Below are 24,443 nucleotides of genomic sequence, written 5' to 3'. Positions count from 1 at the left end.
TTCGCTTCGTTCGTTGTGACCAACTTACGACGGGACTTGCACCCGTAGGAGTGCGCCCATGCTGGGCGCACGCAAAAAAGCCCAGAACCTTTCGGTTCTGGGCTTTTGCTTTTAATGGTCGGCGTGGCGGGATTCGAACTCGCGACCCCTTGCACCCCATGCAAGTGCGCTACCAGGCTGCGCTACACGCCGACAAGACTTAGATTATATGCAGAAAAAACCTCAGTTCGCCGAAAGCAGTGCACGAATTTCAAATAATTCTTTGCGCACTGCATTGGAGTCCAGAGTGCGCCCACCAGCACCGATGGAAAGGTCATAGGCGGTGTCGATCAGCATGCTGGGCAGCTCAGAATCCGGGGCGTCGTCCAGAGAGTTAGCGGCCTGGTCCACCCCATCATCGTCGCGCCCGGATTGCACCAGTTCCTGCAAGCGATTGCGGGCGCCACTGATCGTGAAACCCTGGTCGTAGAGCAGGTCGCGGATGCGGCGGATCATCAGCACCTCATGGTGCTGGTAATAGCGCCGGTTACCGCGCCGCTTCATGGGTCGAAGCTGTGTGAACTCCTGCTCCCAATAGCGCAAAACATGCGGCTTGACGCCACACAGCTCGGCGACTTCACCGATGGTGAAGTACCGTTTGGCGGGAATGGAAGGAAGCGTGGTGCCCATGAATTCCGGACTCAGAGGGGAAAGCCCACAAGCGTACTGCAGAGCCGACGTGCCCGCCAGACATGGCAGCACATTTGGTCACAAATTTGGTACAAATTCACGCCGAACTGGCGGCCTGAATCTGCTCTTTGAGCTTGCTGCTGGCGTGAAAGGTGACCACGCGCCGCGCCTTGATGGGAATCGCCTCGCCCGTGCGCGGATTGCGGCCTGGACGCGGCGCCTTGGTGCGGATCTGGAAGTTGCCAAAGCCCGACAACTTGACGTCTTTCCCCTCCACAAGGCTTAGGGAGATCAGGTCAAAAAAAGCGTCGATCATGTCCTTGGACTCGCGCTTGTTCAGGCCGATCTGGTCGAACAAGAGATCTGCGAGCAGCGCCTTGGTCAGCGCCGGCGTTTCCAGACTTTCCACTGCAAACTCAATCACGGCATCGCTCCCATTCAACATCGTCATGCCCGCAGCTTTGCTCCGGTGTGCCGCACCAGGCTGTCCACCACAGCCTGCACAGCCGATTCAATCTCGGCCTCGGTCAGCGTGGCTTCGTCACTGCCGAGCTTCAAGCGCACGGCCAAACTTTTTTCGCCTGCTGCGAGCGCCCCCATGGGCGCAACCTCGCCGGCCCGCAGTGCTTTGGGCCGATAGACATCGAACAGCACGGCCTCACGCAACAGGGCGCCCGGAACGGCCTGGCGCACTGCGGCCATGATGTCGGCATGGGTGACCCGCTCGGCCACGACCACGGCCAGGTCACGCTCCACAGCCTGGTGCCGGGCCACCGACCTGAATTGCGGCACATCCCGCTGAAGCACGCCGTCCAACTCCAGCTCGAAGAGCACCGGCGCCTGCGGCAGATCCCAGGACTGGCGCCACTTGGGATGCAGTTCACCCACGAAGCCTATGGCACGCCCGCCCATCAGCACGCGCGCGCACCGGCCGGGATGCATGGCCGGGTGCGTGGCCGCTTCGAACGTGGCGCTTCGGGGCGCCAGCAGCGCCTCGACATCACCTTTGACATCGAAGAAATCGATGGCTTGCTGCTTGCGGCCCCACTGCAGCATGTCGTTGGCACCATAGGCCACCCCAGCGACACGCATGGGTTGATGAAATCCTTCCACCGTGGTGTCGGTGTTCTGCACGGTGGCGTCGCGCAGGAAGACGCGGCCCACCTCGAAGACCCGCACGCGCTCTGCCCTGCGGTCCAGGTTGAACTTGAGCACCTGCAGCAGTGAACCCAGCAGCGTGGAGCGCATGACGCTCATCTGGCTGGCGATGGGATTGAGCAGCTTGATGGGCGTGGGGTTTGCGGCCAGCTCATGCTCCCAGCGCTCCTCCACAAAGCTGAAGTTGATGGTTTCCTGATAGCCCAGGCTGGCAAGCTGACGGCGCACGGCGAACGGGCTGCGCGTGGCCTCGGGTGGCAGCTTGGGCGTGATGGGCGCGAGCGGCGGCGTGGTGGGCAGATTGTTGTAGCCCACCATCCGGGCCACTTCTTCAATCAGGTCTTCTTCGATGGTGATATCGAAACGGTACGACGGTGGCACGACGGTCAGCGTGCCGTCGCCCTCCTGCACAGCAAGGCCCAGGCCGCGCAGCGCGGCTGCACATTGGGCCTGCGTGAGGGGCATGCCAATGACCTTGGCAGCGCGCGCCACGCGCAGCGTAACGGGCTGGGGCTGGGGCAGATTCACCTGCTGGTCGTCCATCGGGCCGCATGCTGTCTCCGGCGTGCCGCAGATGTCGATGACCAACTGGGTGATGCGCTCGATGTGTTCTACCGTGAGACTCGGATCCACACCGCGCTCGAATCGGTGACCGGCGTCGGTCGAAAAGTTGTAGCGCCGCGAACGACCGGCCACGGCTTTGGGCCACCAGAACGCGGCTTCGATGTAGATGTGATTCGTATCGTCGGACACGGCCGTGGCATCGCCACCCATGATGCCGGCCAGCGACTCCACCTGGGTGTCATCGGCTATCACGCCCACCTTGTCGTCCACCGTGATGGTGTTGCCATTGAGCAGCTTGAGTGATTCCCCCGCGCGGCCCCAGCGCACGTCGAGTGCGCCGTGGATCTTGTCGAGATCGAAAATGTGCGATGGGCGGCCGAACTCGAACATCACGTAGTTCGAAATGTCCACCAACGGCGATACACCCCGCTGCCCGCAACGGGCCAGGCGGTCCAGCATCCACTGCGGCGTGGCGGCGCGCGTGTTGACGTTGCGCACCACACGGCCCGAAAAGCGGCCGCACAGGTCGGGTGCGCTGACCTTGACGGGCAGCCGGTCGTCCAGCTGGGGCTGAACCACCGGGAACGATGGCTGCTGAAGCGGCGCACCGGTCAACGCCGCCAATTCGCGCGCAATACCGTAGACGCTCAGGCAGTGCGCCAGGTTGGGCGTGAGCTTGAGCGTGAACAGCGTGTCATCGAGGTTCAGGTGGGCACGAATGTCCTGCCCGACGGGAGCGGAGGCATCCAGCTCCAGCAGTCCTCCATGGTCTTCGGAGAGTTTTAGCTCACGTGCTGAGCACAACATGCCCTGGCTTTCAACGCCGCGCAGCTTGCCGACCTTGATGAGAAAGGGCTTGCCGTCATCGCCGGGCGGCAACTGGGCGCCCACCAGGGCGCAGGGCACCTTGATGCCCACGCGCGCATTGGGCGCGCCACACACGATGTTGAGCAGGCTCCCCTGCCCCACATCCACCTGGCACACGCGCAGGCGGTCGGCGTCAGGGTGCTGCACGGCTTCCTTGATCTCGCCCACAACGATTTTGGAAAAAGGCGGTGCCACAGGGCGCAGCTCTTCGACCTCCAGGCCAGCCATGGTGAGGGTGTCGGCCAGCTCTTGGGTGCTCAGCGGGGGGTTGCAGAATTCGCGCAACCAGGACTCGGGAAATTGCATGGTGTAGAAACTCTTGGGCTCGGGGCGTTTGCTCTTAAAACGATAGCTGCTAGCGCTTTACGGTAAACGGATTCAAAACGATATTGCCGGAAATTCCCGTAAATTCAGCGCTCGCAGCTCACTTTTTCATAGCTGTTTGGGTCCAATGCGTCACTGGAACTGCGACAGGAAGCGGATATCGCCGTCGAAGAACAGGCGCAGGTCATTTACGCCATAGCGCAGCATGGTCAACCGGTCAGGCCCCATGCCGAACGCAAAGCCGATGTACTTCTCGGGGTCCAGACCCATGTTGCGCACCACGTTGGGGTGAACCTGGCCAGACCCCGCGACCTCCAGCCAGCGGCCCGCCAGCGGGCCGGTTTGGAACTGGATGTCGATTTCAGCGCTCGGCTCCGTGAAAGGGAAAAAGCTCGGGCGAAAGCGCAGCACGAGGTCGTCGCTTTCAAAAAAGGTGCGGCAGAAGTCCGTGAACACGACCTTCAGATCCTTGAAGCTCACGTTCTCGCCGATCCACAGGCCCTCGCACTGATGGAACATGGGCGAATGCGTGGCATCGCTGTCCACGCGGTACGTGCGGCCCGGCGCGATCACGCGGATCTCGGGCATGGATTGACCCGCATCGAGCAGTGCGCGGTGCTTCTTCACGTGCTGCACGGCGTGGCGGATCTGCATCGGACTGGTGTGCGTGCGCAGTAGGTTGGGGGCCGTCGCCGTGCCGCCCTCCACATAGAAAGTGTCATGCATCGAACGCGCGGGATGGTCCTCGGGCGTGTTCAGCGCGGTGAAGTTGAACCAGTCCGTCTCGATTTCGGGGCCCTGGGCCACATCAAATCCCATGGAGCCAAAAATGCCCTCGATGCGCTCGAGCGTGAGCGACACCGGGTGCAGTCCGCCCTGCCCGCGCTGGCGGCCTGGCAGGGTCACGTCCAGAGCCTCGGCCTTGAGTTGCGCCTGCAACTCAGCGTCGGCCAGTGCCTGTCGACGGGCGGTGAGTGCGGATTCGATGGCCTGCTTGGCGACGTTGATGGCCGCGCCTCGGGATTTCTTCTCCTCCACCGACAGCTGCGCCATGCCCTTCATCAGCTCAGTCACGCGCCCAGACTTGCCCAGAAACTGGGCTTTCGCGTTTTCCAGATCAGCAGGTGTGGCGCTTTGTGCGAACAACTGCGTCGCGCTCTCGACCAGGGAATCCAACTCGTTCATACCGACTCTTTCAGGACCTACACACAGCGGGGAAGCACAAACGACGCTTCCAGGTGACAAACGCCGTAGTGCGCAAGTCGTTCTTTATCGACCCGTGAAAATGAACAAGGGCTAGCGCCTTTTCAAGCCCTAGCCCTTGCTTTTATTGCGCAAGCAGCTATCAAAACGATAGCCACTCATCGTGAACTCAAGCAGCCAGCTTGGCCTTGACTTGCTCCACGATGCTGCCAAAGGCAGCCTTGTCGTGCACTGCGAGGTCGGCCAGCATCTTGCGGTCGATCTCGATGGATGCCTTCTTCAGGCCGTTGGCGAACTGGCTGTAGGTCAGACCCAGTTCACGGGCAGCGGCGTTGATACGGGCGATCCACAACTGGCGGAACACGCGCTTCTTGGTGCGGCGGTCGCGGTAGGCATATTGCCCCGCCTTCATCACCGCCTGTTTGGCGATGCGGAAGACGTTACCGCGGCGACCACGGAAGCCCTTGGCAAGGGCGAGAACTTTCTTGTGACGGGCACGGGCCGTTACACCACGTTTGACGCGAGGCATGTGAGTACTCCTTGTTCGTCAGTTATTACAGGCCAGCGCTGGGCAGCATTTGTGCGATCGAACCCATGTTGGTCTCATGCACATTCACTGCACCACGCAGGTGGCGCTTGTTCTTGGTGGTCTTCTTCGTCAAGATGTGACGCTTGAAGGCTTGACCGCGCTTGACGGTGCCACCGGGACGAACGCGGAAACGCTTTTTCGCGCTGCTCTTGGTCTTCATTTTGGGCATTTGAATGCTCCTTTGTTTGTGCTCGCGAGGCGTTTGCAAAAACCGATCTGCAAACTTGTTGGCCCCGAGCCACTTGTCGAAAGGCTCGCACCTTTCGTTTCGGTGGTGTTCGCACACCACCTTCAAGTGCCGCGCCCTCGCGGGAGCGGCACTCAAATCTTCAATTCACATCTGCCAGACTGAACCGGTCACTTCAGCTGGCGGAGCCAGAAGCCGCAACCCCTTCTGCAGCAGGCTTTGCCGACGCGGGCTTCTTGCGGCCCGGAGCGATCATCATGATCATCTGGCGGCCTTCCAGCTTGGGAAACTGCTCAACGATGATGGTGTCGCCCAAGTCATCACGGATCCGGTTCAGCAGTGCGAGGCCCAACTCCTGGTGGGTGATTTCGCGGCCGCGGAACCGGAGGGTGATCTTGCACTTGTCGCCATCCGCCAAAAAACGGCGGATGTTGCGCATTTTGATGTTGTAGTCGCCATCGTCTGTGCCTGGACGGAACTTGACTTCCTTGATCTCGATGACCGTCTGTTTGGCCTTGGCTTCAGCGGCGCGCTTTTGTTCCTGGTACTTGAACTTGCCATAGTCCATGAGGCGGCACACCGGGGGATTGGCTGTGGCGGCAATCTCCACCAGATCCACATCCAGCTCACCGGCCATGCGCAAGGCCTCCATCAGGCTGACAACGCCCAGTGGCTCGTTGTCAGGACCCGAAAGGCGGACTTCCGGGGCCATGATTTCACGGTTCAGGCGATGCTTGCGTTCCTCGCGCTGGCGACGATCACGAAATTCAGTAGCGATGGCTAGGTTCCTTCAAATCAAAACACTACGTAATTAGTAGCAACAACCGCACAGCTGGCATACGCCAAAGCATGTTTTCGAAAGAGAATCAGACTTTGGTGGCGATGTCCTGGCTGATCAGCGCGGCGAACGCTTCGACAGACATCACGCCGAGGTCTCGATTGCCCCGGCCACGCACTGCGACGGCTCCGGCAGCCTTTTCCTTGTCGCCCGCGACGAGGATATAGGGCAGCTTTTGCAACGAATGCTCGCGTATTTTATACGTAATCTTTTCGTTACGCAGGTCCAGCGCCACTCTAAGGTCTTGATTCGGCAGTGCTTTTTGCAGTTTTGCGGCAATTTCACGACAGTAATCGGCCTGCGCGTCCGTGATGTTGAGCACCGACACCTGTACCGGTGCGAGCCACACCGGAAACGCACCGGCATAGTGCTCGATCAGCATCCCGATGAAGCGCTCCATGCTGCCCACCGTCGCGCGGTGCAGCATCAGCGGTCGCTTGCGGCTGCCGTCTTCCGCCACGTATTCGGCGTCCAGGCGTTCGGGCAGATTCGGGTCGATCTGCATCGTGCCGCACTGCCATTGTCGGCCCAGCGCATCCTTGAGCGTGTACTCGATCTTGGGGCCATAGAAAGCGCCCTCGCCCTCCGCGATCTCGAATTCGCAGCCCGAATGGCGCAAGCCATCCATCAACGCCTTTTCGGCGCGGTCCCAGGCCTCGTCGCTTCCGATGCGGGCCTCAGGGCGCGTGGCCACCTTGTAGATGATGTCGGTGAAGCCAAAATCCTTGTAGACCTTCTGCACGAGTGCCGTGTAGTTGGCGCATTCCTCCTGCACCTGCTCCTCGGTGCAAAAGATGTGGCCATCGTCCTGCGTGAAGCCGCGCACGCGCATGATGCCATGCAGCCCCCCTGTAGGCTCGTTGCGGTGGCAGGCACCGAATTCGCCATAGCGCAGCGGCAGATCCCGGTAGCTCTTGATGCCTTGCTTGTAGATGAGGATATGGCCAGGACAATTCATCGGCTTGAGGGCGTAGTCGCGCTTTTCCGATTCCGTCGTGAACATGTTGTCGCGGTACTTGTCCCAGTGGCCCGTCTTCTCCCACAGACTCTTGTCCAGGATCTGCGGACCCTTCACTTCTTGATAGCCGTTGTCGCGGTACACGCGGCGCATGTACTGCTCCACCTCCTGCCACAAGGCCCAGCCCTTGGGGTGCCAGAACACCGTGCCGGGCGAATGCTCGTCCATGTGGAACAGGTCCAGCTCGCGGCCCAGCTTGCGGTGGTCACGCTTCTCCGCCTCCTCCAGCATCGTCAGGTACTGCTGCAGGTCTTCCTTGCTGGCCCAGGCCGTGCCATACACGCGCTGCAGCATTTCATTGCGGTGGTCGCCGCGCCAGTAGGCGCCGGCCACTTTCATCAGCTTGAAATGCTTGAGCTTGCCCGTGCTGGGCACGTGGGGGCCGCGGCACAGGTCTTCGAAGCTGCCCTCGCGGTAAAGGCTCACGTCTTCGTTGCTGGGAATGCTGGCGATGATCTCGGCCTTGTAGTGCTCGCCCAGGCCCTTGAAATACGTCACCGCCTCGTCGCGCGGCAGCACCCGGCGCACCACAGGTTCATCCTTGGCGGCCAGCTCGCCCATGCGCTTCTCGATGGCTGCAAGGTCTTCGGGCGTGAAGGGGCGCTTGTATGAAAAGTCGTAATAAAAGCCGTTGTCAATCACCGGGCCGATGGTGACCTGCGCCTCGGGGAACAGCTCCTTGACCGCATAGGCCAGCAAGTGGGCCGTGGAGTGGCGGATGACCTCCAGGCCGTCGGCGTCCTTGGCGGTGACGATGGACAGCGGGCTGTCGGACGTGATCAGGTGACTGGTGTCCACCACCTTGCCATCGATCTTGCCGGCGAGCGCGGCCTTGGCCAGTCCAGCGCCAATGGATGCGGCCACGTCAGCCACAGTGACCGGGCCAGGGAATTCGCGCTGCGAGCCGTCAGGGAGCGTGATGTGAATCATGGGAGCAACTCTTTCTGTATTCAATGAATCGGTCAGGGCGATGGATGGGGATGCGCGCAGGCCCCGAAAACAAAAAAGCGCGGAACAGGTCCGCGCTTTGTTGGAGGTGTGGGCAATCTCGAGCAGGCGCGAACCATCAGCCTCAACGGCTGGTGAACATCTCCGATGTAGTTCGCGGTGTCATAACCAGATTGCCTTTCTCGCTCTTGTGCAGTGAATTTGCCTGCATTTTAACCTTGGCACAACGCAAAAAGCCCAAAGCGCTTGCCCCGGGCTTTCGATTTGGTGCACTTTGCGCCACAGCACGGTGGCGCAACTGCCCCAGATCAGTGGAACTGCTCTTCTTCGGTCGAACCCGTCAGGGCCTTCACGCTGGACGAACCGCCCTGGATCACCGTGGTCACGTCGTCGAAGTAGCCTGCGCCCACTTCCTGCTGGTGCGACACGAAGGTGTAGCCCTTGTCGCGCGCTGCGAATTCAGGCTCTTGCACCATTTCCACGTAGTGCTTCATGCCTTCGCCGCGGGCGTAGGCGTGGGCGAACTGGAAGGTGTTGTACCAGTTGATGTGGATGCCGGCCAGCGTGATGAACTGGTACTTGTAGCCCAGGTCCGACAGGTCTTGCTGGAACTTGGCGATCTGCTTGTCGTCCAGGTTCTTCTTCCAGTTGAACGAAGGCGAGCAGTTGTACGACAGCAGCTTGCCAGGGCAGGCAGCGTGCACGGCCTGGGCGAACTCACGGGCAAAGCCGATGTCCGGCACACCGGTTTCGCACCACACCAGGTCAGCATACGGGGCGTAGGCCACGCCACGGCTGATGGCTTGCTCCAGGCCATTCTTCACGCGGTAGAAGCCTTCTTGCGTGCGCTCGCCGGTCAGGAAAGGCTTGTCGTTGGCGTCGTGATCGGACGTGATCAGGTTGGCGGCTTCTGCGTCGGTGCGGGCCAGCACGATGGTGGGCACGCCCATCACGTCGGCTGCAAAGCGTGCAGCAATCAGCTTCTCGCAGGCTTCCTGCGTGGGCACCAGCACCTTGCCACCCATGTGGCCGCACTTCTTCACGGCGGCCAGCTGGTCTTCAAAGTGCACGCCCGCTGCGCCAGCGGAGATCATGTTCTTCATCAGTTCGAAGGCGTTCAGCACGCCGCCGAAACCGGCTTCTGCGTCGGCCACGATGGGCAGGAAGTAGTCGATGAATTCCTTGTCGCCGGGGTTGATGCCGCGGCCCCACTGGATTTCGTCAGCGCGCTTGAAGGTGTTGTTGATGCGGCGAACCATGGTGGGCACCGAGTCGTACGCGTACAGCGACTGGTCGGGGTACATGGTTTCGCTGGTGTTGCCGTCGGCAGCCACTTGCCAGCCCGACAGGTACACGGCTTCGAGGCCGGCCTTGGCTTGCTGCATGGCCTGGCCTGCAGAGATGGCACCGAAGGCATTCACGTAGCCCTTCTTGGCGCCACCGTTGATCTTCTCCCACAGCTTTTCAGCGCCGCGCTTGGCCAGCGTGTGCTCTGGCTGCAGGCTGCCGCGCAGACGCACCACGTCGGCAGCGGAGTAGCCGCGCTTCACACCCTTCCAGCGGGGGTTCTGGGCCCAGTCTTTTTCCAGGGCGGCAATTTGCTGTTCGCGGCTCAGTTGTTCGTTGAGGGATTGGGGCATGAGATCACTCCAGGGGTTGGTTGAAAACGCCGGGCTGCGGTGTGCTGCCCTTGAAGACAACTTTAAGTCTTCTATAAGACTTCCGCAAGCTCTTATGTCTTATAGAAGAGATAAATTTTCTCCTTTCAAAACAACCACTTGAACACGTAATTTCTCCATGCAGAAATTGATTTCTCATATCGAGAAATTTTGCGGCAATGCAACATCTATCGCATTCCACAATTTGAAATTCTGCTTTTGCATGATGACATCTCCGCCTTCAAGCGCGACACCAGTCGCCGTGCGCAATGCGGGGAGCCGCAACGACATACCGCGGGTTGATCTCGTAGACCAGGCAAGTCAGGCTGCGGCCGTGCACGTCCAGCACGATTTCCCTTTTGGCATATTCGTCGGTGGGGTTCTCTCCCAGATCCTCGATCTCGTCCAGCACCGCTTCCAGCGCGGGCGTGATGGTGTAGACCTCGCCCCGCACTCGGCCCTCGCCCCCCAGCGTCAGCCCCGGGTAGTGCCCGAGTTGGTAGAGAACCCCCGCCACGCTCGCCTCGCCCACGAAAACGGGGGCGGGTGCCAGACGGGTGATGTCGTTGAGACAGCCCTTGCGCAATGTGCCGTACACAAACACGTGGCGGGCTGGGGCTGTACGGCTGAAATCGTCGGGCATGATGCGGCTCCGTTTTGTATCCAGCCCCCAGTCTAGTGACCCCTCCGAATCGCCCCTTCGCCTATCTGTGCCTGGCTCTCAGCATGGCACTCGTGGGCTGCTATGTCGCACTGTCCAAGCCTCTCGCGGCCGTGCTGCCGGTGTTTCTGCTGGCCTGGATGCGGTTCGGGATCGGCGCGCTGGCCATGCTGCACTGGCTCAAAAAGCCACCCGAAGAGCCTCCGATGACGCCGCAGACCCGGCGCCTTTTGTTTCTCGAATCGTTCCTGGGCAACTTCCTGTTCACCCTGTGCATGATTTATGGCGTGAGCCTCACGGACGCAGTCTCTGCAGGCGTCACGCTGGCAGCGATCCCGGCCGCGGTGGCGGTGATGGGCTGGGCGTTTCTGCGCGAGAAGGTTCCTCCCCGCACCTGGCTGGCGGTGGCGTGCGCTGTGGGCGGAATCGCCTTGTTTTCACTATCAAAACAAGAGCACTCAACCCATACTGGACAAGCGCTGAGCCCTGAAAATAGTCAAAATCTTGAATGGCTGGGGCAGTTGCTGCTGATCGGCGCGGTGCTCTGCGAGGCCGCCTACACGGTCATCGGCAAGAAGCTCACCGGCAGCCTGGGGCCCAAGCGCATCACCTCGCTCATCAACCTCTGGGGACTGGCGCTGAGCACGCCGATTGGCCTGTACGTGGCGCTCGACTTTGACTTTGCGGGTGTCGAATGGGCCACGTGGGCCCTGCTGCTGTTCTACGCCCTGGCCGCATGCATGTGGACGGTATGGCTGTGGATGACCGGCCTGAAAACGGTGCCGGCTGCGCAAGGCGGAGTGTTCACGGTCATGCTTCCCGTGACGGCAGCGCTGGTCGGCGTCTTGCTGCTCGGCGAATCGCTCAGCACCCTGCAGGCGGTCGCGTTCTCCATCGCGCTGGCGAGTGTGCTGCTGGCCACCCTGCCCTCGCGCGCAGCGCTGCGCGTGGGCAACGCACGCGGCCGCCGCTGAGGCCCGGGCCGTTGGCACCCTCACGCCCGGCCCGGCCGTTGCAGCAGTGGTTGCTCAGGCGGTGAGTGCATTCGCGCTGACGACGATGCCGTCCGCGTCTGCATACAGCCAGTCTCCGGGACGCACCCACACCCCCTGAATCTGCACCGCCACATCGCGCTGCCCTTCGTTGCGCTTTTCCGTGGGCAGCGGCATGAGCGCCAGCGCGCGGATGCCGACGGCTGCGGCCTCAAGTTCAGCCACGTCCCGCACGCACCCATCCACCACGATGCCAGCCCAACCGTTGCGCGCGGCAGCGGCAGCCAGGTTGCCCCCGACCAAGGCCCGGCGCAGCGAACCGCCACCATCCACCACCAGCACGCGGCCCAGCCCCGGAGAGTCCACGGCCGCCTTCACCAGCGTGTTGTCTTCATGGCATTTCACCGTGCTCACCGGGCCTGCGAAGCGCGAGATGCCCCCCAGGCAGCGGAAGACTGGGGGCAGCACCCGAAAGGCTCCGGTCACGTCGCCCTTGTGGATGTCGCAGAAATCGCAGGTGCTGAAGTCGCTAGGAGACGCCTCTGGCATAGCACGGAACCTTTCAGGAATGGGAAGTGGGAATGGACCTGCTGCAGCAGACCCCGGTGAAGCGCATCGGGACGACACACGCACAATGCCGCGCCAACCCGCTGTGCCCGAATTGTGGCGCAGCGCGAATGAGCGGCGCGCCGCAGCACGCGCGACATGGCCCGCCGCATGGCTCGCCACGCGGCCCAGCGCGGCTCCAGCGCTACAAATCGAGGCAAAAAAAGCCGTTTCTCCCTTGGAAACGCTATTTTTTCCTATTAGCATCGGCCTGCCAGTACGACAGCCCTGTTTTCGCTGGCCATAATTTATTTCCAATAAGGAACTTCCAACATGGCAACTGCAAAAAAAGCTCCGGCAAAAACAGCAACCGCATCCAAGGCCCCCGCCGCAAAAACTGCCGCCCCCGCCAAGAAGCGCACCCCCAACGCCGCCTTCATGAAGGCGCTCACGCCCAGCCCCGCGCTGGCTGCCGTGGTGGGTTCCGCACCACTGCCCCGCACGGAAATCATCAGCAAGCTGTGGGTCTACATCAAGGCCAACAACCTGCAGGACGCCGCCAACAAGCGCAACATCAACGCCGACGCCAAGCTCAAGGAACTGTTCGGCAAGCCGCAAGTGTCCATGTTTGAACTGGCCGGCCTGATCGGCAAGCACGTCAAGTAAGCGGCACACCGCTCAACGAGAAAAACCGGCTCTGCCGGTTTTTTTTCGTCCGTACGTTCCGCGCAAGTGTGGCGAAGACGCCTCAATGCAAATGAGAATGACCCTTATTTGCTGTAACATTCAGCAGCACGTCACAACTGGCCCGGGCTTCCTGGGCCACTTGCTTGCCGAAAGCTTCCAGGCGCCTTGCGCGCCGCTTGCAAAACCCCCTTGTACCCCCTTGACGGAGTCCATCTTGGCCAAATCCCGCGCCCAGCGCCGCAGCTCCATGCTGCGCCCTTCCACAAGCCCTGCCGCATCGCCCTCGCTCGCACCCGCCCGCAGTGCCACCTCTGAAAAGGCCCTGCTGCCCCTGGGCGCCCTGATGCTGGCGGCATCGGTGGGTGCCATGGCCCAGACAGGCACGCCCGAGGCAACCATGTCGACGGTGACCGTGAAAGAGGCGGCTGAAGTGCAGGGCAAGGACACCCTGCTGCTCAAGCAGACCACGGTCGGCAAGGGCAAGCAGGACATCAAGGACATTCCCCAGTCCGTGACGGTGTTCACCGAAAAGCAGATGAACGACCGCAACCTGGACGACTTCCGCGAAGTGCTGCGCAACACGGCCGGCGTGACGTTCCAGTCCGGCGAAACCGGCGAGGAAGACGTGCGCCTGCGCGGCTTCTCGCTGGGCCAGGCCGGCGACATCTATGTGGACGGCATGAAGGACGCGCCCCTGATCGAGCGCGACACCTTCAACCTGGACCGCGTCGAAGTGCTCAAGGGCTCGGCCTCCATGCTGTTTGGCAAGGGCTCGACCGGCGGCGTGGTCAACCAGGTCAACAAATACCCCCTGCTGATCGACCAGCACGAGGCCGGCTACACCTTCGGCACCGGCCAGTACCACCGTGCCACGGGGGATTTCAACTGGAAGACCGGCGAAAACGCGGCCTTCCGCCTGAACGCCATGGTGCAGGAGTTCGACAACTACGGCGCCAAGCAGGACAAGCGCGGTATCGCGCCCACGTTCGCCTGGGGCATCGGCACGCGCGACGAGTTCTCCATCGGCCTGTACTACCTCGAATCCAAGGGCCGCCCGCTGTACAACCACCCCTGGCGCGTCGTGGACGGCAAGATCAACACGCCGCTCGACGCCCGCAACTACTACGGCTTGGCCAGCGACCACAACAACACCACGGCGCAACACGTGACGCTGGGCCACATCCACCGCTTTGACAACAACGGCGAGCTGAACACCCGCCTGCGCTACGGCACCTACGAACGCGACCTGCTGGCCAGCACCATCGGCTTTCAGAACAGCGCCATCACGCTGGACCAGATCAACGGCAACACCGTGCTGACGCGCGGATCCAAGGGCCGTGTGGGTGAAAGCGACGTGCTGCAGGTGCAAAGCGACTACAGCAACACCTTCAACTGGGGCGGCAAGAAGCACGCCGTGCTGGCGGGCGTCGATTACTACGACGACGATGCCAAGCGCAACCAGAACTACCCCAACACCACCACCCGCCCCACCACCACGGTGGGCACGCCCAACGACGGCGCGTGGGTGGCGGACGGCCGCGCCCCCGTGCAGTGGAACACGTTCAAGTCGCGCAACCTGGGCCTGTACTTCCAGGACACGATGGCACTGAACGACACGCTGAAGCTGGTGGGTGGCCTGCGCTACGACAACTTCAAGGCGTCCTACCGCAATGCCACGGGCGCGCTCAGCAATTCGCGCTCCGACAGCCTGGTCAGCCCCCGCGTGGGCCTGATGTTCCAGCCCAGCGAGCTGGTGTCGTACTACGCATCGTTCGGCACCTCGTACAACACCTCGGGCGACACGTACCAGTTTGGCAACCCCGGCAACAACACGGCCCGCACCGCCAACACCGACCCCGAGAAGAGCCGCAACTTCGAGATCGGCACCAAGATGGAGCTGTTCGAGCGCCGCGCCCTGCTGGGTGTGGCCCTGTTCCGCAGCGAGAAGTACAACGAGCGCAACACCGACCCCGACACCGCAGCCCAGCAAGAGCTGCTGTCCGGCAAGCGCCACGCCACCGGCATGGAATTCAACCTGGCCGGCCGCCTGACCCCGCAGTGGGAGCTGTTCTTCAACCACACCTGGATTCCTTCCGCCAAGATCGACAAGAGCAACGTCGCTCTGGCTGCCAGCGGCGGTGGCGCGCAGGTTCAGGGCGACCGCCCCGGCCTCACACCCAAGCACAGCGGCAGCGTGTGGACGACCTATGCCGTCACCTCCAAGCTGCGCCTGGGCGCGGGCCTGACGTACCGCAGCAAGCAGAACCCCGAAGGTTCGCGTGCGGTGTACGCCAGCGGCTTTGCCGTGATGGACGCCATGGCCGAATACGCGTTTGACGACAAGACCACACTCAAGCTGAACGTGAGCAACCTGTTCGATCGCACGTATGCGGATGGCCTGTACCGCGGCTTCTACACGCCTGGCACGCCACGCGCCGTGCAGGTGTCGATCAAGACCCGGTTCTGATCCGGCGGACAATCCGCCTGTCGTCCCCTGAATGGCTGAGCCTGCGGCACGCGGGCTCAGCCTCTTTCTTTTTATGTTTCTGCACATCGAAAACGTTCTGACCTCGGACGAGGTCGCCTTCTTCCGGCAGGCCCTGGGCCCGCAGGCACCGTGGGTGGACGGCGCGCGCAGTGCGGGGGCCCAGGCAGCCTCGGCCAAGAACAACCTGCAGCTTGCGCAGGGCAGCGAGCTGTCCGCGCAGTTGCAGGACCGGGTGAAGGCCGCGCTGAACCGTAGCGCGCACTTCTTCTCGGCGGCACTGCCTCGGCGCATCTTCAATCCGCTGTTCAACAACTACGGGGATGCCGCCAACTTCTACGGCAACCACGTGGACACCGCCGTCATGCACTCCAAGGCCGACGGCTGCTGGGTGCGCAGCGACCTGTCGTGCACGCTGTTCCTCACGCCGCCCGATGAATACGACGGCGGCGAGCTGCTGATCTCCGAAGGCCTGGACGAAAAGCGCATCAAGCTGCCCGCTGGCGACCTGGTTCTCTACCCCAGCAGCACGGTGCACCAGGTGACCCCGGTCACGCGCGGGCGCCGCATCAGCAGCTTTTTCTGGGTGGAGAGCATGGTGCGCGGGCTGGAGCAGCGGCAGTTGCTGTTCCACATGGACATGGCCCTGCTGCGGCTGCGCCAGACGGTGGGCGAGACGGATGCCTCGGTGGTGGCGCTGTCGGGCAGCTACCACAACCTGCTGCGCATGTGGGCCGACGTGTAGGCGCCCCTGCGCGGCCTTCCCCGTCCACGGCACCCGAACCCGAATCCCGGAAGGCATTCGATAGCATCGACCGACGGGATCTTCACCCTCAACCATCGGACGCACACAACGGGAACTGGTATGGCCGCGCACCCTTCACTGCAGACAATTCCGCCGGACGTGGTCAGCCTGCCGGACCATGAGCGGCGGGCCCGCGGGCACCTGGATGACAACGCCTGGGCCTACTTCAGCGGCGGCGCGGCCGATGAGATCACCCTGCGCAGCAACCGCAGCGCGTGGGACGCCCTGACCCTGTGGCCCCGCGTGCTGCAGCGCACGGCCGGCGGCCACACGCGGGTGCCGCTGCTGGGCCGTACACTGGCACACCCGGTCTTGCTGGCCCCCGTGGCCTTTCAGCGCATGGCCCATCCCGATGGCGAGCTGGCCATGGCCTATGCCGCAGCTGCGCTGGGCGCGGGCGTGGTGCTGAGCACGCAGTCCAGCGTGCCCCTGCAGACCGTGGCCCGCGCGGTGCTGGCCGATGCGGGGCGCGGCCCGCTGTGGTTCCAGCTGTATCTGCAGCACGACCGGGGCTTTACCCAGGCACTGGTGCAACAGGCCGAAGAGGCGGGGTACGAAGCGCTGGTTCTCACCGTCGACGCCCCCACCAGCGGCGCGCGGGATGCAGAGCGGCGCGCTGGCTTCCGGCTGCCGCCGGGCGTGGAGCCCGTGAACCTGGCGGGCCTGCAACCCCCGGCCGCCACGCCCCTGCGCGCGGGGCAGAGCGCACTGTTTGACGGCCTGCTGCACCACGCCCCCACCTGGGACGATGTGGAGTGGCTGCGGTCCATCACCCGGCTGCCCGTGCTGCTCAAGGGCGTGCTGCACCCTGCCGATGCGCGCCAGGCGGTGCGCGCAGGGGCTGCGGGCCTCATCGTCTCCAACCACGGCGGGCGCACGCTGGACACCGCCCCGGCCACGGCCACCGCCCTGCCCCGGGTCGTTCAGGCCGTGCACGGTGCCGTGCCCGTGCTGGTGGATGGCGGCATACGCCGGGGCACCGACGTGCTCAAGGCCATGGCCCTGGGCGCCAGTGCCGTGCTGGTGGGTCGCCCTGCGGTATACGGGCTGGCCCACGCCGGGGCGGCCGGAGTGGCCCACGTGCTAAGGCTGCTGCGCGACGAGCTGGAAATCGCGATGGCCCTCACCGGCTGCGCCACGCTGGCGGACGCTTCGCCGGCCTTGCTGGGCGGCGACCTGGCGAGTGCGGCAGACGAAGCCAACCCCTAGGCGCCCCGGCTGCCGCAAGCCTGATCGGCAGTCCCACCAGGACGAACGGGTGACGAAACAGAGGCAAAGCGGGGGAGGCCAGGGCGGCCGCCGCGCTAAACCTTGCTGGCAACGATGGAAAATTGCAAATGCGACGGATTCGTATTTATAATCGCGGCACCCTCAACAGCCAGCCACACTGCCTGCCGTCATGATCGTTTGTGTATGCCGCCGGATTTCGGACCGAGAGATTGCCCGCCATGCACGCGCGGGCATGAGCTTTGACGAAATCCAGTTCGAGCTGGGCGTGGCCACCCAATGCGGTTGCTGCGAAAGCTGCGCACGCGACGTGGTGGCGCAGTGCAGCGCGTCACACCCGGTTGCTGCATTGCACAACGATGCAGCGCCGCATACGATCCAGCTTGCCAGCTCCATTCTGGAAAGCAAGGCATGGACCTCCTCACTTCCCTCGCAGGCAGCCTGATCCTCGTTGCAGGCTCGGCCTGGTGGATCTTCCGCGAATAAATTTTTGGTGTTTTTGGCCGCTAGCGCTTGCCTGACAAGCGCTGGCAGCTATCATTTTTATGTCTCACCCTGATCGTTTTGCCCCTCAAGGGGGAGTCAGCCGCAATGCCGTGATCGTGGGTTCCGTGGTGGCTTTGCACGTGGCGGGCATCTGGGCGCTGCAGACGGGCCTGCTACGCAAGGCGGCCGAAGTCATCGTGCCGGCCGAGCTGCTCAGCGAATTCATTCCGCCACCGGCCCCTCCCAAGATCACACCGCCCCCGCCGGCTCCGCCACCGCCGCCCAAGCCGGCCCCAAGGCCCGCGCCGCGCCCGGCCCCCATGCCCGTGGCCATCCCGGATCCCACTCCCCCGCCCAATGCGCCGGTGGGCATCACCACACCCCAGCCACCCGCGCCCCCCATCGAGGCCCCCGCGCCGCCCCCGGCGCCTGTGCCTGCGCCCGCGCCTCCCGCGCCGCCCGCTCCCCCCAAGATCGAGCTGCCCTCCAGCGACGCGGCCTACCTCAACAACCCCAGGCCCAGCTACCCCGCCATCAGCAAGCGCATGGGCGAGCAAGGCAAGGTGGTCCTGCGTGTCCTGATCGGCACCGACGGGCTGCCGCAGAAGGTGGAAATCAACAAGTCCAGCGGCTTTGACCGCCTGGACAAACAGGCCCAGGAAGCCGTCATGCGCTGGCGCTTCGTGCCCGGCAAACGCAATGGCGTGCCGGAAGCCATGTGGAACCTGGTCCCCGTCAACTTTGTTCTCGAATAACCACCCATTACCGCTTAGGGAGTAGTTCTCATGGAATCGCATTTCGGCATTGCCAACGTCTGGACCCAGGGCGACTTCGTCACCCGCGCCGTCGCCGTCATCCTGCTGGCCATGTCGCTGGCCTCGTGGATCGTCATCCTGCTCAAGGCGCTGGACATCATGAAGTTCAAGAAGCACACCCGCGCGGCCCAGGACTTCTGGCACAGCGAAGACTTCGCCGCCGGCCTCAGCAAGCTGGGCAACGACCCCACCAACCCCTTCCGCCACCTGGCCCTGGAAGGGCGTGAGGCCACGGCCCACCACCGCAACACCAAGGCCCACTTGCACGACAGCCTGGACGTGAGCGACTGGGTGACCCGCTGCCTGCGCAACTGCATCGACGAGTTCACCGCACGCCTGCAGTCGGGTCTCGCCATCCTCGCCTCCGTGGGCTCCACCGCTCCCTTCATCGGCCTCTTCGGCACCGTGTGGGGCATCTACCACGCGCTGGTGGCCATCGGCATGTCGGGCCAGTCCACCATCGACAAGGTGGCCGGCCCCATCGGCGAGGCGCTGATCATGACCGCCCTGGGCCTGGCCGTGGCCATTCCCGCCGTGCTGGGCTACAACGCGCTGGTGCGCGGCAACAAGTCCATCCTGGGCGGCCTCAACAGCTTTGCGCACGACCTGCACGCCTACTTCGTGACCGGCGCCCGTGTGAGCGCCGCCGGTGGCGAGCAAGGCAAGGTCCTGCCCATCAAGAAAGGCAACTAAACCATGGCCTTTGGAACGCAAGACGACGCCGATGAGGTGATGAACGAGATCAACATGACGCCCCTCGTGGACGTCATGCTGGTGCTGCTCATCATCTTCATCATCACCGTGCCCGTGATGAAGCACTCGGTGAACGTGGACCTGCCCCGTGCCACGAACCTGCCCGAAAACGTGAAGCCCGAAACCGTGCGACTGTCCGTCGCGGCCGACGGCAAGTACTACTGGAACGAGTCGCAGGTGACGGACGAAGAACTGGTGCCCCGCCTGCAGGCCGAGGCCGCCAAGGAGCCCCAGCCCGACCTGCACATCCGCGGCGACAAAGAGGTGCGCTACGAACGCGTGGCCCAGGCCATGGCCGCCGCCCAGCGCGCCGGCGTGCGCAAGATCGGCTTCGTGACCGACCCCGCGCAGTGAGCGCGGCGCGGGCCCCTGCCCGCGCCTCGGCCACGGGCCGAGGGGGCAAGGCCGCACCCAAGGCCGCCCTGCCGCCCTGCACCAGCCTTTCGCCCCGCTTGGCGCCCCGGCGCCCGCACCGTGCCCAGATTGCCCCGGCAAGCTGGGCCGTTTGCTTTGCGGGACGTACAAAACACTGCGCTCCCCCAAAAAAGAACAAAAAGAAACACACAAGTGGCTTGACTCGTAATTGCGAATCGTTATCATTAGCAAAACGAAACGCAACCGGAAAACATCGATGCAAGCCACCCTCACCGCCGCCTCGCTCCTGCGCTCCACGTCCGCCGAACTGTCTGCTCCCCGTTCCGAGCGCGGCACACACCGCCTGGACGACAAGGCGGTTGCGGCGGTGGACAGCAGCGCCCTGCTGCGCGGCCAGAAGACCGTGAGCATCAGCCACAACGGTTCCGTCTATCGCTTGCAGGCCACCAAGCTGGGCAAGCTGATCCTGACCAAATAAGTTTCATCGTGGGGCGACTCCCGGGCTTGCAACAAGCTCGCAAGGGTCGTTTTTGCCAGCCAACGGGCTTGCCCGCGTAGCCAGGCTTTTTTTGCGCACTCAGCCGCCCCAGGATTCGCGATCTCGACACGCAAAAAAAGACCGGCCTGCAGCCGGTCTTTTTTTGCATTCGCGGGAGGCGTCAACGTCTGCATTCAAGCAAAAATCGGCCCCAGCGCTTTACCATCATGCCCTGGTAGCTACCATTTCGATAGCAAATCACAGAAGTGAATCACAGGCCCAGCGCTGCGATCCCCGCGCGCGCGATCTGGGCGTCTTCGGTGGACTTCACCCCACTCACGCCCACGGCGCCCAGGCACTGGCCGTCTTTGAGGATGGGGACGCCCCCTTCCAGCAGGCCGTCGATGGTGGGGGCGCTCAGGAACGAGGTCCGGCCGCCATTGATGACGTCTTCGTACACCTTGCTCTCGCGACGGCCCAATGCGGCCGTGCGGGCCTTGGACGGCGCGATGTGCGACGACACGGCCGCGGCCCCGTCCAGGCGCTGCAGCCACAGCAGGTGCCCGCCATCGTCCACGATGGCGATGGTCACCGCCCACTGGTTCTTGAGCGCTTCGGCTTCGGCGGCGGCGGCGATGGCTTTCACATCGGCCAGTTCGAGTTCGTGTTTCGTCTTCATGCTGCGGTATCCGGTTGTCAGAGGGTAGGAACACGCCGTGCGGGCTAGGCCGCACGGCACGAGGAGACCGCGAGCATACCGGCATCGCCGGGCTGCCTTGGTGCAGTTGCGGGTGAAAGAATCCTTACCAAAAGTAGGTGACCGGACACGGTTATTGCAGGACCGAAAATCGACACCACCTAGAATTTGCGGTGTCTGCGTCGTGCAGGCCAACAAGGAGAGACACAAGATGATGAATGACCAAGTCACCACCCTGGGCCACTCTGCGGGCTATGGCATCTCGCAGGAAGAGCGCCACAAGGTGCTTCGCAATACTTACTGGCTGCTGGCGCTGAGCCTGCTGCCCACCGTGCTGGGTGCATGGGTGGGCGTGGCCACCGGCATCACGCAATCGCTGCGCGGCGGCGTAGGCTTGATCGTCTTCCTGGGCGGCGCCTTCGGCTTCATGTTCGCCATCGAAAAGACCAAGCGCTCTGCCGCCGGTGTGCCCGTGCTGCTGGCGTTCACGTTCTTCATGGGCCTGATGCTGTCGCGCCTGATCGGCATGGTGCTGGGCTTCAAAAACGGCACGGACCTGATCATGACCGCCTTTGCAGGCACGGCCGGCGTGTTCTTCGTGATGGCCAGCCTGGCCAGCGTGATCAAGCGCGATCTGTCGGGCATGGGCAAGTGGCTGTTCGTCGGGGCCATGGTGCTGATGGTGGGTGCCATCATCAATGTGTTCGTGGGCTCTTCGGTGGGCATGATGGCCATCTCGGTGGCCGCCATCGGCATCTTCAGCGCCTACATGCTGTATGACCTGAAGCAGATTCTGGACGGCGGCGAAACCAACTACATCAGCGCCACACTGGCCCTGTACCTGGACATCTTCAACGTGTTCCAGAGTCTGCTGGCCCTGCTGGGCATCATGGGCGGCGAGCGCGACTGATGGATTGAACGAGCGCACGGACGCCCCCGCGTCCCGTCCCGCCAAGAGGCTCCTTCGGGAGCCTCTTTCCTTTCTTGCGTGCCATGCAGGGTCAAACCTCAACATCGCGGGCATGCTGCCGATAATGGCATTACATGTATCGCCTTTCCCCCCATCCCTCGCTGCGCGTGCTGGCCCTTTCCAGCCTGCTGCTGTTGACCGCATGTGACAAGATCCCGGGCCTTGGCCCCGACCCGCGCATCGCCCAACGCGAAGAAGAGGCCAAGGCCATCGGCGGGGCATGCCGCCATGCGCTGAGGGGCGTGGAAGACTGCTACACGCTCAACCCCAAGGCCAACAAGGCGGCAATTTTTGCGGGATGGAAGGACATGGATGCCTACATGCGCGAGAACAAGCTCGAAGGCACTCCCTCGGTGATCACCCGGACAGAGAAGTCCGACAAGCCCGAAAAGCCCGAGCGCAGCGGCAAATCGGCCGACGTGGAAACCGAAACACGCGAGCCGGGCAGCAACCGCAACCGCAGCTGACCCGGCGCTGCCACGGGCGGCACGGCCGCCCACCACCCTCGTACTTCAGTCGCGCTCAAACACCGCCATGCTTTCCACATGGGCGGTGTGGGGAAACATGTTCACCATGCCGGCCGCCGTGCATCGGTAGCCCGCCAGATGCACCAGCAGCCCCGCATCCCGCGCCAGCGTGGCGGGGTTGCAGCTTACGTAGACGATGCGCTTGGGCGGTGTCCAGCCCTCGGCACCGGCAGGCAGCGGCGCTGCGTCCTCGGCCCCCCGGCGGGCCTGCTCGATGTCGGCCAGCGCCTTGGCCAGCGCAAAGGCGCCTTCACGGGGCGGGTCCACCAGCCATTTGTCCGCGACTCCATCGGCCACCAGCATGGCCGGGGTCATCTCGAAAAGATTGCGCGCTACAAATTGTGTAGCTGACAAGCCTTTACGGGAAAGCGCTGGGGCCTTGTTCAATGCATAATTTTCACGCGAGCGGGCCACCAGGGCCTCGCTGCCCTCGATGCCCAGCACCTCGCGCGCCTGCGTGGCCAGCGGCAGCGTGAAATTGCCCAGGCCGCAGAACCAGTCGATCACCCGCTCGTGCGGCTGCACATCCAGCAGGCGAAGCGCGCGGGTCACCAGCACGCGGTTGATGTGCGGGTTCACCTGCGTGAAGTCGGTGGGCTTGAACGGCATGGTGATGCCGAAGTCGGGCAGTGCGTACGACAGCTGCGCGCCGCCCTCGTCCAGCAGCTTCACGGTGTCGGGGCCCTTGGCCTGCAGCCACCACTGCACTTGGTGCTCGGCCGCAAAGGCGCGCAGGCGGGCCAGGTCGCCCGCGCTCAGTGGTTCCAGGTGCCGCAGCACCAGGGCGGTCACTTCATCGCCACAGGCCAGTTCGATCTGGGGGCAGGTATCGCGTGCGTCCAGGCTGGCGATCAGGGCTCGCAGCGGCATGAGCATGGCGTCCACATGCGGTGGCAGCACCGGGCATTGGCCCATGTCCGCCACATAGCGGCTCTTGCGTTCGTGGAAGCCGACCAGCACCGTGCCCTTCTTGATGACGTGGCGCACGGCCAGGCGGGCGCGGTAGCGATAGCCCCAAACCGGCCCCTCGATGGGGCGCAGCATGGTCTGCGGCCGGACCTTGCCCAGGTGCCAGAGGTTGTCTTCCAGCACGCGCTGCTTGACAGCCACCTGGGCGCCCACATGCAGGTGCTGCATCTTGCAGCCGCCGCAGGCCCCTGCATGCAGGCCAAAGTGCGGGCAGCCGGGGCGCACGCGCTGCGAGGACTCGCGGTGGATGGCCACCAGGCTGGCCTGTTCCCAGTTGTTCTTCTTGCGGTGGGTGTTGGCGGTCACCAGCTCGAAGGGCAGCGCGCCATCGATAAAGACGACCTTGCCGTCGGGCTTGCGTGCAACGCCCTGGGCATCCAGGTCCATGGCCTGCACCTGCAGCCAGCCTTCGGGCAGGTCGGTGGGGGGGGACAGTTCGGCGGGCTCCAGCGCGGGGGATAGTTCTTTGGGTTCGCTCATCCCCCGATTGTCTCAGGCCCACGGGCTGCAGCCGGCGGGGCCTTGCGGTGATGGCGGCTCAGCCGCGGTCGGCACGCGCCGGGCGCCTGCCCATGGAGCCTGGAGCCGCTGCGAGCGGGAGGCGGTTGATGGGGACGTCGCAGCCGTGGTTGTCGGGCGTGAAAACCATGGTGGCACCGGGCGCCACCAGAGGCAGGGTTTCGTGGATCTGGCGGGACATGTCGATGGGTGGCTCGGGAGCCCGGTAGACGATGTCCTTGTCCGGGCCATAGACCACATAGCATGCGGCTGCGGCCGATTGGCAGAAACATGCAGCCAGAAGGGCTGCGGCAGCAAAGGAAACGGCTTTCATGGTCTTCTCCTCGATCGGGCAAATCTGCCTGGGATTATGCGGGCTTAGGGATGTATTGCATAACCCTCGCGAGTGCGTGGTAGTGCTGATCGGGATGGGCCGCAAGGCGTCTTTT

At 63.5% G+C, this 24,443-nt stretch carries 26 protein-coding genes and 1 tRNA gene; 12 read left to right on the top strand and 15 right to left on the bottom strand.

The features are described 5' to 3' along the window. Nucleotides 1-115 precede the first annotated feature (115 nt). The 11 genes from ACOQFS_RS08745 to ACOQFS_RS08695 all read right to left on the bottom strand — a co-directional run bounded on the left by ACOQFS_RS08745 (nucleotide 116) and on the right by ACOQFS_RS08695 (nucleotide 10,666). Nucleotides 116-192, bottom strand: a tRNA-Pro gene (locus ACOQFS_RS08745). A gap of 30 nt (nucleotides 193-222) precedes the next feature. Then, complete coding sequence (locus ACOQFS_RS08740; protein WP_421562501.1) at nucleotides 223-669, bottom strand: MerR family transcriptional regulator; 447 nt, start codon at nucleotides 667-669, stop codon at nucleotides 223-225. Nucleotides 670-766: 97 nt separating this feature from the next. Further along, nucleotides 767-1,120: an integration host factor subunit alpha gene (locus ACOQFS_RS08735; RefSeq protein ID WP_421562500.1), complete on the bottom strand. Its 354-nt coding sequence runs from the start codon at nucleotides 1,118-1,120 to the stop codon at nucleotides 767-769. Next, nucleotides 1,117-3,564, bottom strand: a complete 2,448-nt coding sequence (pheT, locus tag ACOQFS_RS08730; protein ID WP_421562499.1) for a phenylalanine--tRNA ligase subunit beta — start codon at nucleotides 3,562-3,564, stop codon at nucleotides 1,117-1,119. The genes ACOQFS_RS08735 and pheT overlap by 4 nt, the downstream gene beginning before the upstream one ends. A gap of 150 nt (nucleotides 3,565-3,714) precedes the next feature. Beyond that, nucleotides 3,715-4,767 carry a phenylalanine--tRNA ligase subunit alpha gene (pheS, locus tag ACOQFS_RS08725; RefSeq protein ID WP_421562498.1) on the bottom strand — a complete coding sequence of 351 codons (1,053 nt, stop codon included), beginning with the start codon at nucleotides 4,765-4,767 and terminating at the stop codon, nucleotides 3,715-3,717. Between the two features lie 187 nt (nucleotides 4,768-4,954). Continuing rightward, nucleotides 4,955-5,314, bottom strand: a complete 360-nt coding sequence (gene rplT / locus ACOQFS_RS08720; RefSeq protein WP_005795139.1) for a 50S ribosomal protein L20 — start codon at nucleotides 5,312-5,314, stop codon at nucleotides 4,955-4,957. A 25-nt stretch (nucleotides 5,315-5,339) separates the two neighbouring features. Further along, nucleotides 5,340-5,543, bottom strand: a complete 204-nt coding sequence (gene rpmI, locus ACOQFS_RS08715; protein ID WP_005795135.1) for a 50S ribosomal protein L35 — start codon at nucleotides 5,541-5,543, stop codon at nucleotides 5,340-5,342. Between the two features lie 193 nt (nucleotides 5,544-5,736). Next, nucleotides 5,737-6,339, bottom strand: coding sequence for a translation initiation factor IF-3 (gene infC / locus ACOQFS_RS08710; protein WP_421562504.1), 603 nt, complete (start codon nucleotides 6,337-6,339; stop codon nucleotides 5,737-5,739). Nucleotides 6,340-6,427: 88 nt separating this feature from the next. Next, on the bottom strand, nucleotides 6,428-8,347 hold the full coding sequence (gene thrS, locus ACOQFS_RS08705) for a threonine--tRNA ligase (RefSeq protein ID WP_421562497.1): 1,920 nt from the start codon (nucleotides 8,345-8,347) through the stop codon (nucleotides 6,428-6,430). 326 nt (nucleotides 8,348-8,673) lie between these two features. Further along, nucleotides 8,674-10,005, bottom strand: a complete 1,332-nt coding sequence (aceA, locus tag ACOQFS_RS08700) for an isocitrate lyase (RefSeq protein WP_421562496.1) — start codon at nucleotides 10,003-10,005, stop codon at nucleotides 8,674-8,676. 259 nt (nucleotides 10,006-10,264) lie between these two features. Beyond that, complete coding sequence (locus ACOQFS_RS08695; RefSeq protein ID WP_421562495.1) at nucleotides 10,265-10,666, bottom strand: gamma-glutamylcyclotransferase family protein; 402 nt, start codon at nucleotides 10,664-10,666, stop codon at nucleotides 10,265-10,267. A gap of 35 nt (nucleotides 10,667-10,701) precedes the next feature. Here ACOQFS_RS08695 and ACOQFS_RS08690 point away from each other — a divergent pair, with 35 nt between their 5' ends. Next, entirely contained in the window at nucleotides 10,702-11,658 is a 957-nt protein-coding gene (locus tag ACOQFS_RS08690; RefSeq protein WP_421562494.1) for a DMT family transporter, read from the top strand. A 54-nt stretch (nucleotides 11,659-11,712) separates the two neighbouring features. On the opposite strand, the gene rraA is transcribed toward ACOQFS_RS08690, so the two are convergent. Continuing rightward, the gene (rraA, locus tag ACOQFS_RS08685; protein WP_421562493.1) at nucleotides 11,713-12,225 is read right to left on the bottom strand and encodes a ribonuclease E activity regulator RraA; all 513 of its coding nucleotides are present in this window, start codon (nucleotides 12,223-12,225) and stop codon (nucleotides 11,713-11,715) included. A 330-nt stretch (nucleotides 12,226-12,555) separates the two neighbouring features. Between rraA and ACOQFS_RS08680 the strand changes: the two genes are divergently transcribed. The 9 genes from ACOQFS_RS08680 to hemP all read left to right on the top strand — a co-directional run bounded on the left by ACOQFS_RS08680 (nucleotide 12,556) and on the right by hemP (nucleotide 20,333). Further along, entirely contained in the window at nucleotides 12,556-12,888 is a 333-nt protein-coding gene (locus ACOQFS_RS08680) for an SWIB/MDM2 domain-containing protein (protein WP_421562492.1), read from the top strand. Between the two features lie 268 nt (nucleotides 12,889-13,156). Continuing rightward, nucleotides 13,157-15,376, top strand: a complete 2,220-nt coding sequence (locus tag ACOQFS_RS08675; RefSeq protein ID WP_421562503.1) for a TonB-dependent receptor — start codon at nucleotides 13,157-13,159, stop codon at nucleotides 15,374-15,376. A 73-nt stretch (nucleotides 15,377-15,449) separates the two neighbouring features. Next, complete coding sequence (locus ACOQFS_RS08670) at nucleotides 15,450-16,139, top strand: Fe2+-dependent dioxygenase (protein ID WP_421562491.1); 690 nt, start codon at nucleotides 15,450-15,452, stop codon at nucleotides 16,137-16,139. Nucleotides 16,140-16,259: 120 nt separating this feature from the next. Then, nucleotides 16,260-17,408: an alpha-hydroxy acid oxidase gene (locus ACOQFS_RS08665; protein WP_421562490.1), complete on the top strand. Its 1,149-nt coding sequence runs from the start codon at nucleotides 16,260-16,262 to the stop codon at nucleotides 17,406-17,408. A 190-nt stretch (nucleotides 17,409-17,598) separates the two neighbouring features. Further along, entirely contained in the window at nucleotides 17,599-17,871 is a 273-nt protein-coding gene (locus ACOQFS_RS08660; RefSeq protein ID WP_421562489.1) for a (2Fe-2S)-binding protein, read from the top strand. A 100-nt stretch (nucleotides 17,872-17,971) separates the two neighbouring features. After that, on the top strand, nucleotides 17,972-18,667 hold the full coding sequence (locus tag ACOQFS_RS08655) for an energy transducer TonB (RefSeq protein WP_421562488.1): 696 nt from the start codon (nucleotides 17,972-17,974) through the stop codon (nucleotides 18,665-18,667). A 30-nt stretch (nucleotides 18,668-18,697) separates the two neighbouring features. Next, complete coding sequence (locus tag ACOQFS_RS08650; protein WP_421562487.1) at nucleotides 18,698-19,420, top strand: MotA/TolQ/ExbB proton channel family protein; 723 nt, start codon at nucleotides 18,698-18,700, stop codon at nucleotides 19,418-19,420. A gap of 3 nt (nucleotides 19,421-19,423) precedes the next feature. After that, nucleotides 19,424-19,834, top strand: a complete 411-nt coding sequence (locus tag ACOQFS_RS08645; protein ID WP_421562486.1) for an ExbD/TolR family protein — start codon at nucleotides 19,424-19,426, stop codon at nucleotides 19,832-19,834. A gap of 277 nt (nucleotides 19,835-20,111) precedes the next feature. Further along, nucleotides 20,112-20,333 (top strand): hemin uptake protein HemP, encoded by a 222-nt coding sequence (hemP, locus tag ACOQFS_RS08640; protein ID WP_421562485.1) that lies wholly within the window; start codon nucleotides 20,112-20,114, stop codon nucleotides 20,331-20,333. Between the two features lie 271 nt (nucleotides 20,334-20,604). On the opposite strand, the gene ACOQFS_RS08635 is transcribed toward hemP, so the two are convergent. Next, nucleotides 20,605-21,012 (bottom strand): GlcG/HbpS family heme-binding protein, encoded by a 408-nt coding sequence (locus ACOQFS_RS08635; protein ID WP_421562484.1) that lies wholly within the window; start codon nucleotides 21,010-21,012, stop codon nucleotides 20,605-20,607. Between the two features lie 232 nt (nucleotides 21,013-21,244). Here ACOQFS_RS08635 and ACOQFS_RS08630 point away from each other — a divergent pair, with 232 nt between their 5' ends. Together ACOQFS_RS08630 and ACOQFS_RS08625 are read left to right on the top strand one after the other, a co-directional pair. Beyond that, complete coding sequence (locus ACOQFS_RS08630; protein ID WP_421562502.1) at nucleotides 21,245-21,940, top strand: Bax inhibitor-1/YccA family protein; 696 nt, start codon at nucleotides 21,245-21,247, stop codon at nucleotides 21,938-21,940. 134 nt (nucleotides 21,941-22,074) lie between these two features. Then, nucleotides 22,075-22,467 carry a hypothetical protein gene (locus ACOQFS_RS08625; RefSeq protein WP_421562483.1) on the top strand — a complete coding sequence of 131 codons (393 nt, stop codon included), beginning with the start codon at nucleotides 22,075-22,077 and terminating at the stop codon, nucleotides 22,465-22,467. Nucleotides 22,468-22,512: 45 nt separating this feature from the next. On the opposite strand, the gene rlmD is transcribed toward ACOQFS_RS08625, so the two are convergent. Then, on the bottom strand, nucleotides 22,513-23,976 hold the full coding sequence (rlmD, locus tag ACOQFS_RS08620; protein WP_421562482.1) for a 23S rRNA (uracil(1939)-C(5))-methyltransferase RlmD: 1,464 nt from the start codon (nucleotides 23,974-23,976) through the stop codon (nucleotides 22,513-22,515). A gap of 58 nt (nucleotides 23,977-24,034) precedes the next feature. Next, entirely contained in the window at nucleotides 24,035-24,328 is a 294-nt protein-coding gene (locus tag ACOQFS_RS08615) for a hypothetical protein (RefSeq protein ID WP_421562481.1), read from the bottom strand. Nucleotides 24,329-24,443: the final 115 nt, after the last annotated feature.

It is taken from the genome of Paracidovorax sp. MALMAid1276 (assembly GCF_049198005.1).
In the GTDB taxonomy this organism is placed as follows: domain Bacteria; phylum Pseudomonadota; class Gammaproteobacteria; order Burkholderiales; family Burkholderiaceae_C; genus Acidovorax.
Note: the sequence above shows the minus strand (reverse complement) of the source record. Positions and strands in the feature narration are given on the sequence as shown.

Excerpts from the sequence above, each read along its gene's own strand:
- ACOQFS_RS08645 (WP_421562486.1), top strand. The coding sequence starts at position 19,424 with ATGGCCTTTGGAACGCAAGACGACGCCGATGAGGTGATGAACGAGATC.
- ACOQFS_RS08665 (WP_421562490.1), top strand. The coding sequence starts at position 16,260 with ATGGCCGCGCACCCTTCACTGCAGACAATTCCGCCGGACGTGGTCAGC.
- ACOQFS_RS08670 (WP_421562491.1), top strand. The coding sequence starts at position 15,450 with ATGTTTCTGCACATCGAAAACGTTCTGACCTCGGACGAGGTCGCCTTC.
- ACOQFS_RS08695 (WP_421562495.1), bottom strand. The coding sequence starts at position 10,666 with ATGCCCGACGATTTCAGCCGTACAGCCCCAGCCCGCCACGTGTTTGTG.
- rplT (WP_005795139.1), bottom strand. The coding sequence starts at position 5,314 with ATGCCTCGCGTCAAACGTGGTGTAACGGCCCGTGCCCGTCACAAGAAA.
- aceA (WP_421562496.1), bottom strand. The coding sequence starts at position 10,005 with ATGCCCCAATCCCTCAACGAACAACTGAGCCGCGAACAGCAAATTGCC.
- thrS (WP_421562497.1), bottom strand. The coding sequence starts at position 8,347 with ATGATTCACATCACGCTCCCTGACGGCTCGCAGCGCGAATTCCCTGGC.
- ACOQFS_RS08680 (WP_421562492.1), top strand. The coding sequence starts at position 12,556 with ATGGCAACTGCAAAAAAAGCTCCGGCAAAAACAGCAACCGCATCCAAG.
- ACOQFS_RS08735 (WP_421562500.1), bottom strand. The coding sequence starts at position 1,120 with ATGACGATGTTGAATGGGAGCGATGCCGTGATTGAGTTTGCAGTGGAA.
- ACOQFS_RS08655 (WP_421562488.1), top strand. The coding sequence starts at position 17,972 with ATGTCTCACCCTGATCGTTTTGCCCCTCAAGGGGGAGTCAGCCGCAAT.
- rlmD (WP_421562482.1), bottom strand. The coding sequence starts at position 23,976 with ATGAGCGAACCCAAAGAACTATCCCCCGCGCTGGAGCCCGCCGAACTG.
- ACOQFS_RS08650 (WP_421562487.1), top strand. The coding sequence starts at position 18,698 with ATGGAATCGCATTTCGGCATTGCCAACGTCTGGACCCAGGGCGACTTC.
- ACOQFS_RS08635 (WP_421562484.1), bottom strand. The coding sequence starts at position 21,012 with ATGAAGACGAAACACGAACTCGAACTGGCCGATGTGAAAGCCATCGCC.
- rpmI (WP_005795135.1), bottom strand. The coding sequence starts at position 5,543 with ATGCCCAAAATGAAGACCAAGAGCAGCGCGAAAAAGCGTTTCCGCGTT.
- ACOQFS_RS08660 (WP_421562489.1), top strand. The coding sequence starts at position 17,599 with ATGATCGTTTGTGTATGCCGCCGGATTTCGGACCGAGAGATTGCCCGC.
- rraA (WP_421562493.1), bottom strand. The coding sequence starts at position 12,225 with ATGCCAGAGGCGTCTCCTAGCGACTTCAGCACCTGCGATTTCTGCGAC.
- pheT (WP_421562499.1), bottom strand. The coding sequence starts at position 3,564 with ATGCAATTTCCCGAGTCCTGGTTGCGCGAATTCTGCAACCCCCCGCTG.
- ACOQFS_RS08630 (WP_421562502.1), top strand. The coding sequence starts at position 21,245 with ATGAATGACCAAGTCACCACCCTGGGCCACTCTGCGGGCTATGGCATC.
- ACOQFS_RS08625 (WP_421562483.1), top strand. The coding sequence starts at position 22,075 with ATGTATCGCCTTTCCCCCCATCCCTCGCTGCGCGTGCTGGCCCTTTCC.
- ACOQFS_RS08615 (WP_421562481.1), bottom strand. The coding sequence starts at position 24,328 with ATGAAAGCCGTTTCCTTTGCTGCCGCAGCCCTTCTGGCTGCATGTTTC.
- ACOQFS_RS08675 (WP_421562503.1), top strand. The coding sequence starts at position 13,157 with ATGCTGCGCCCTTCCACAAGCCCTGCCGCATCGCCCTCGCTCGCACCC.
- hemP (WP_421562485.1), top strand. The coding sequence starts at position 20,112 with ATGCAAGCCACCCTCACCGCCGCCTCGCTCCTGCGCTCCACGTCCGCC.
- pheS (WP_421562498.1), bottom strand. The coding sequence starts at position 4,767 with ATGAACGAGTTGGATTCCCTGGTCGAGAGCGCGACGCAGTTGTTCGCA.
- ACOQFS_RS08740 (WP_421562501.1), bottom strand. The coding sequence starts at position 669 with ATGGGCACCACGCTTCCTTCCATTCCCGCCAAACGGTACTTCACCATC.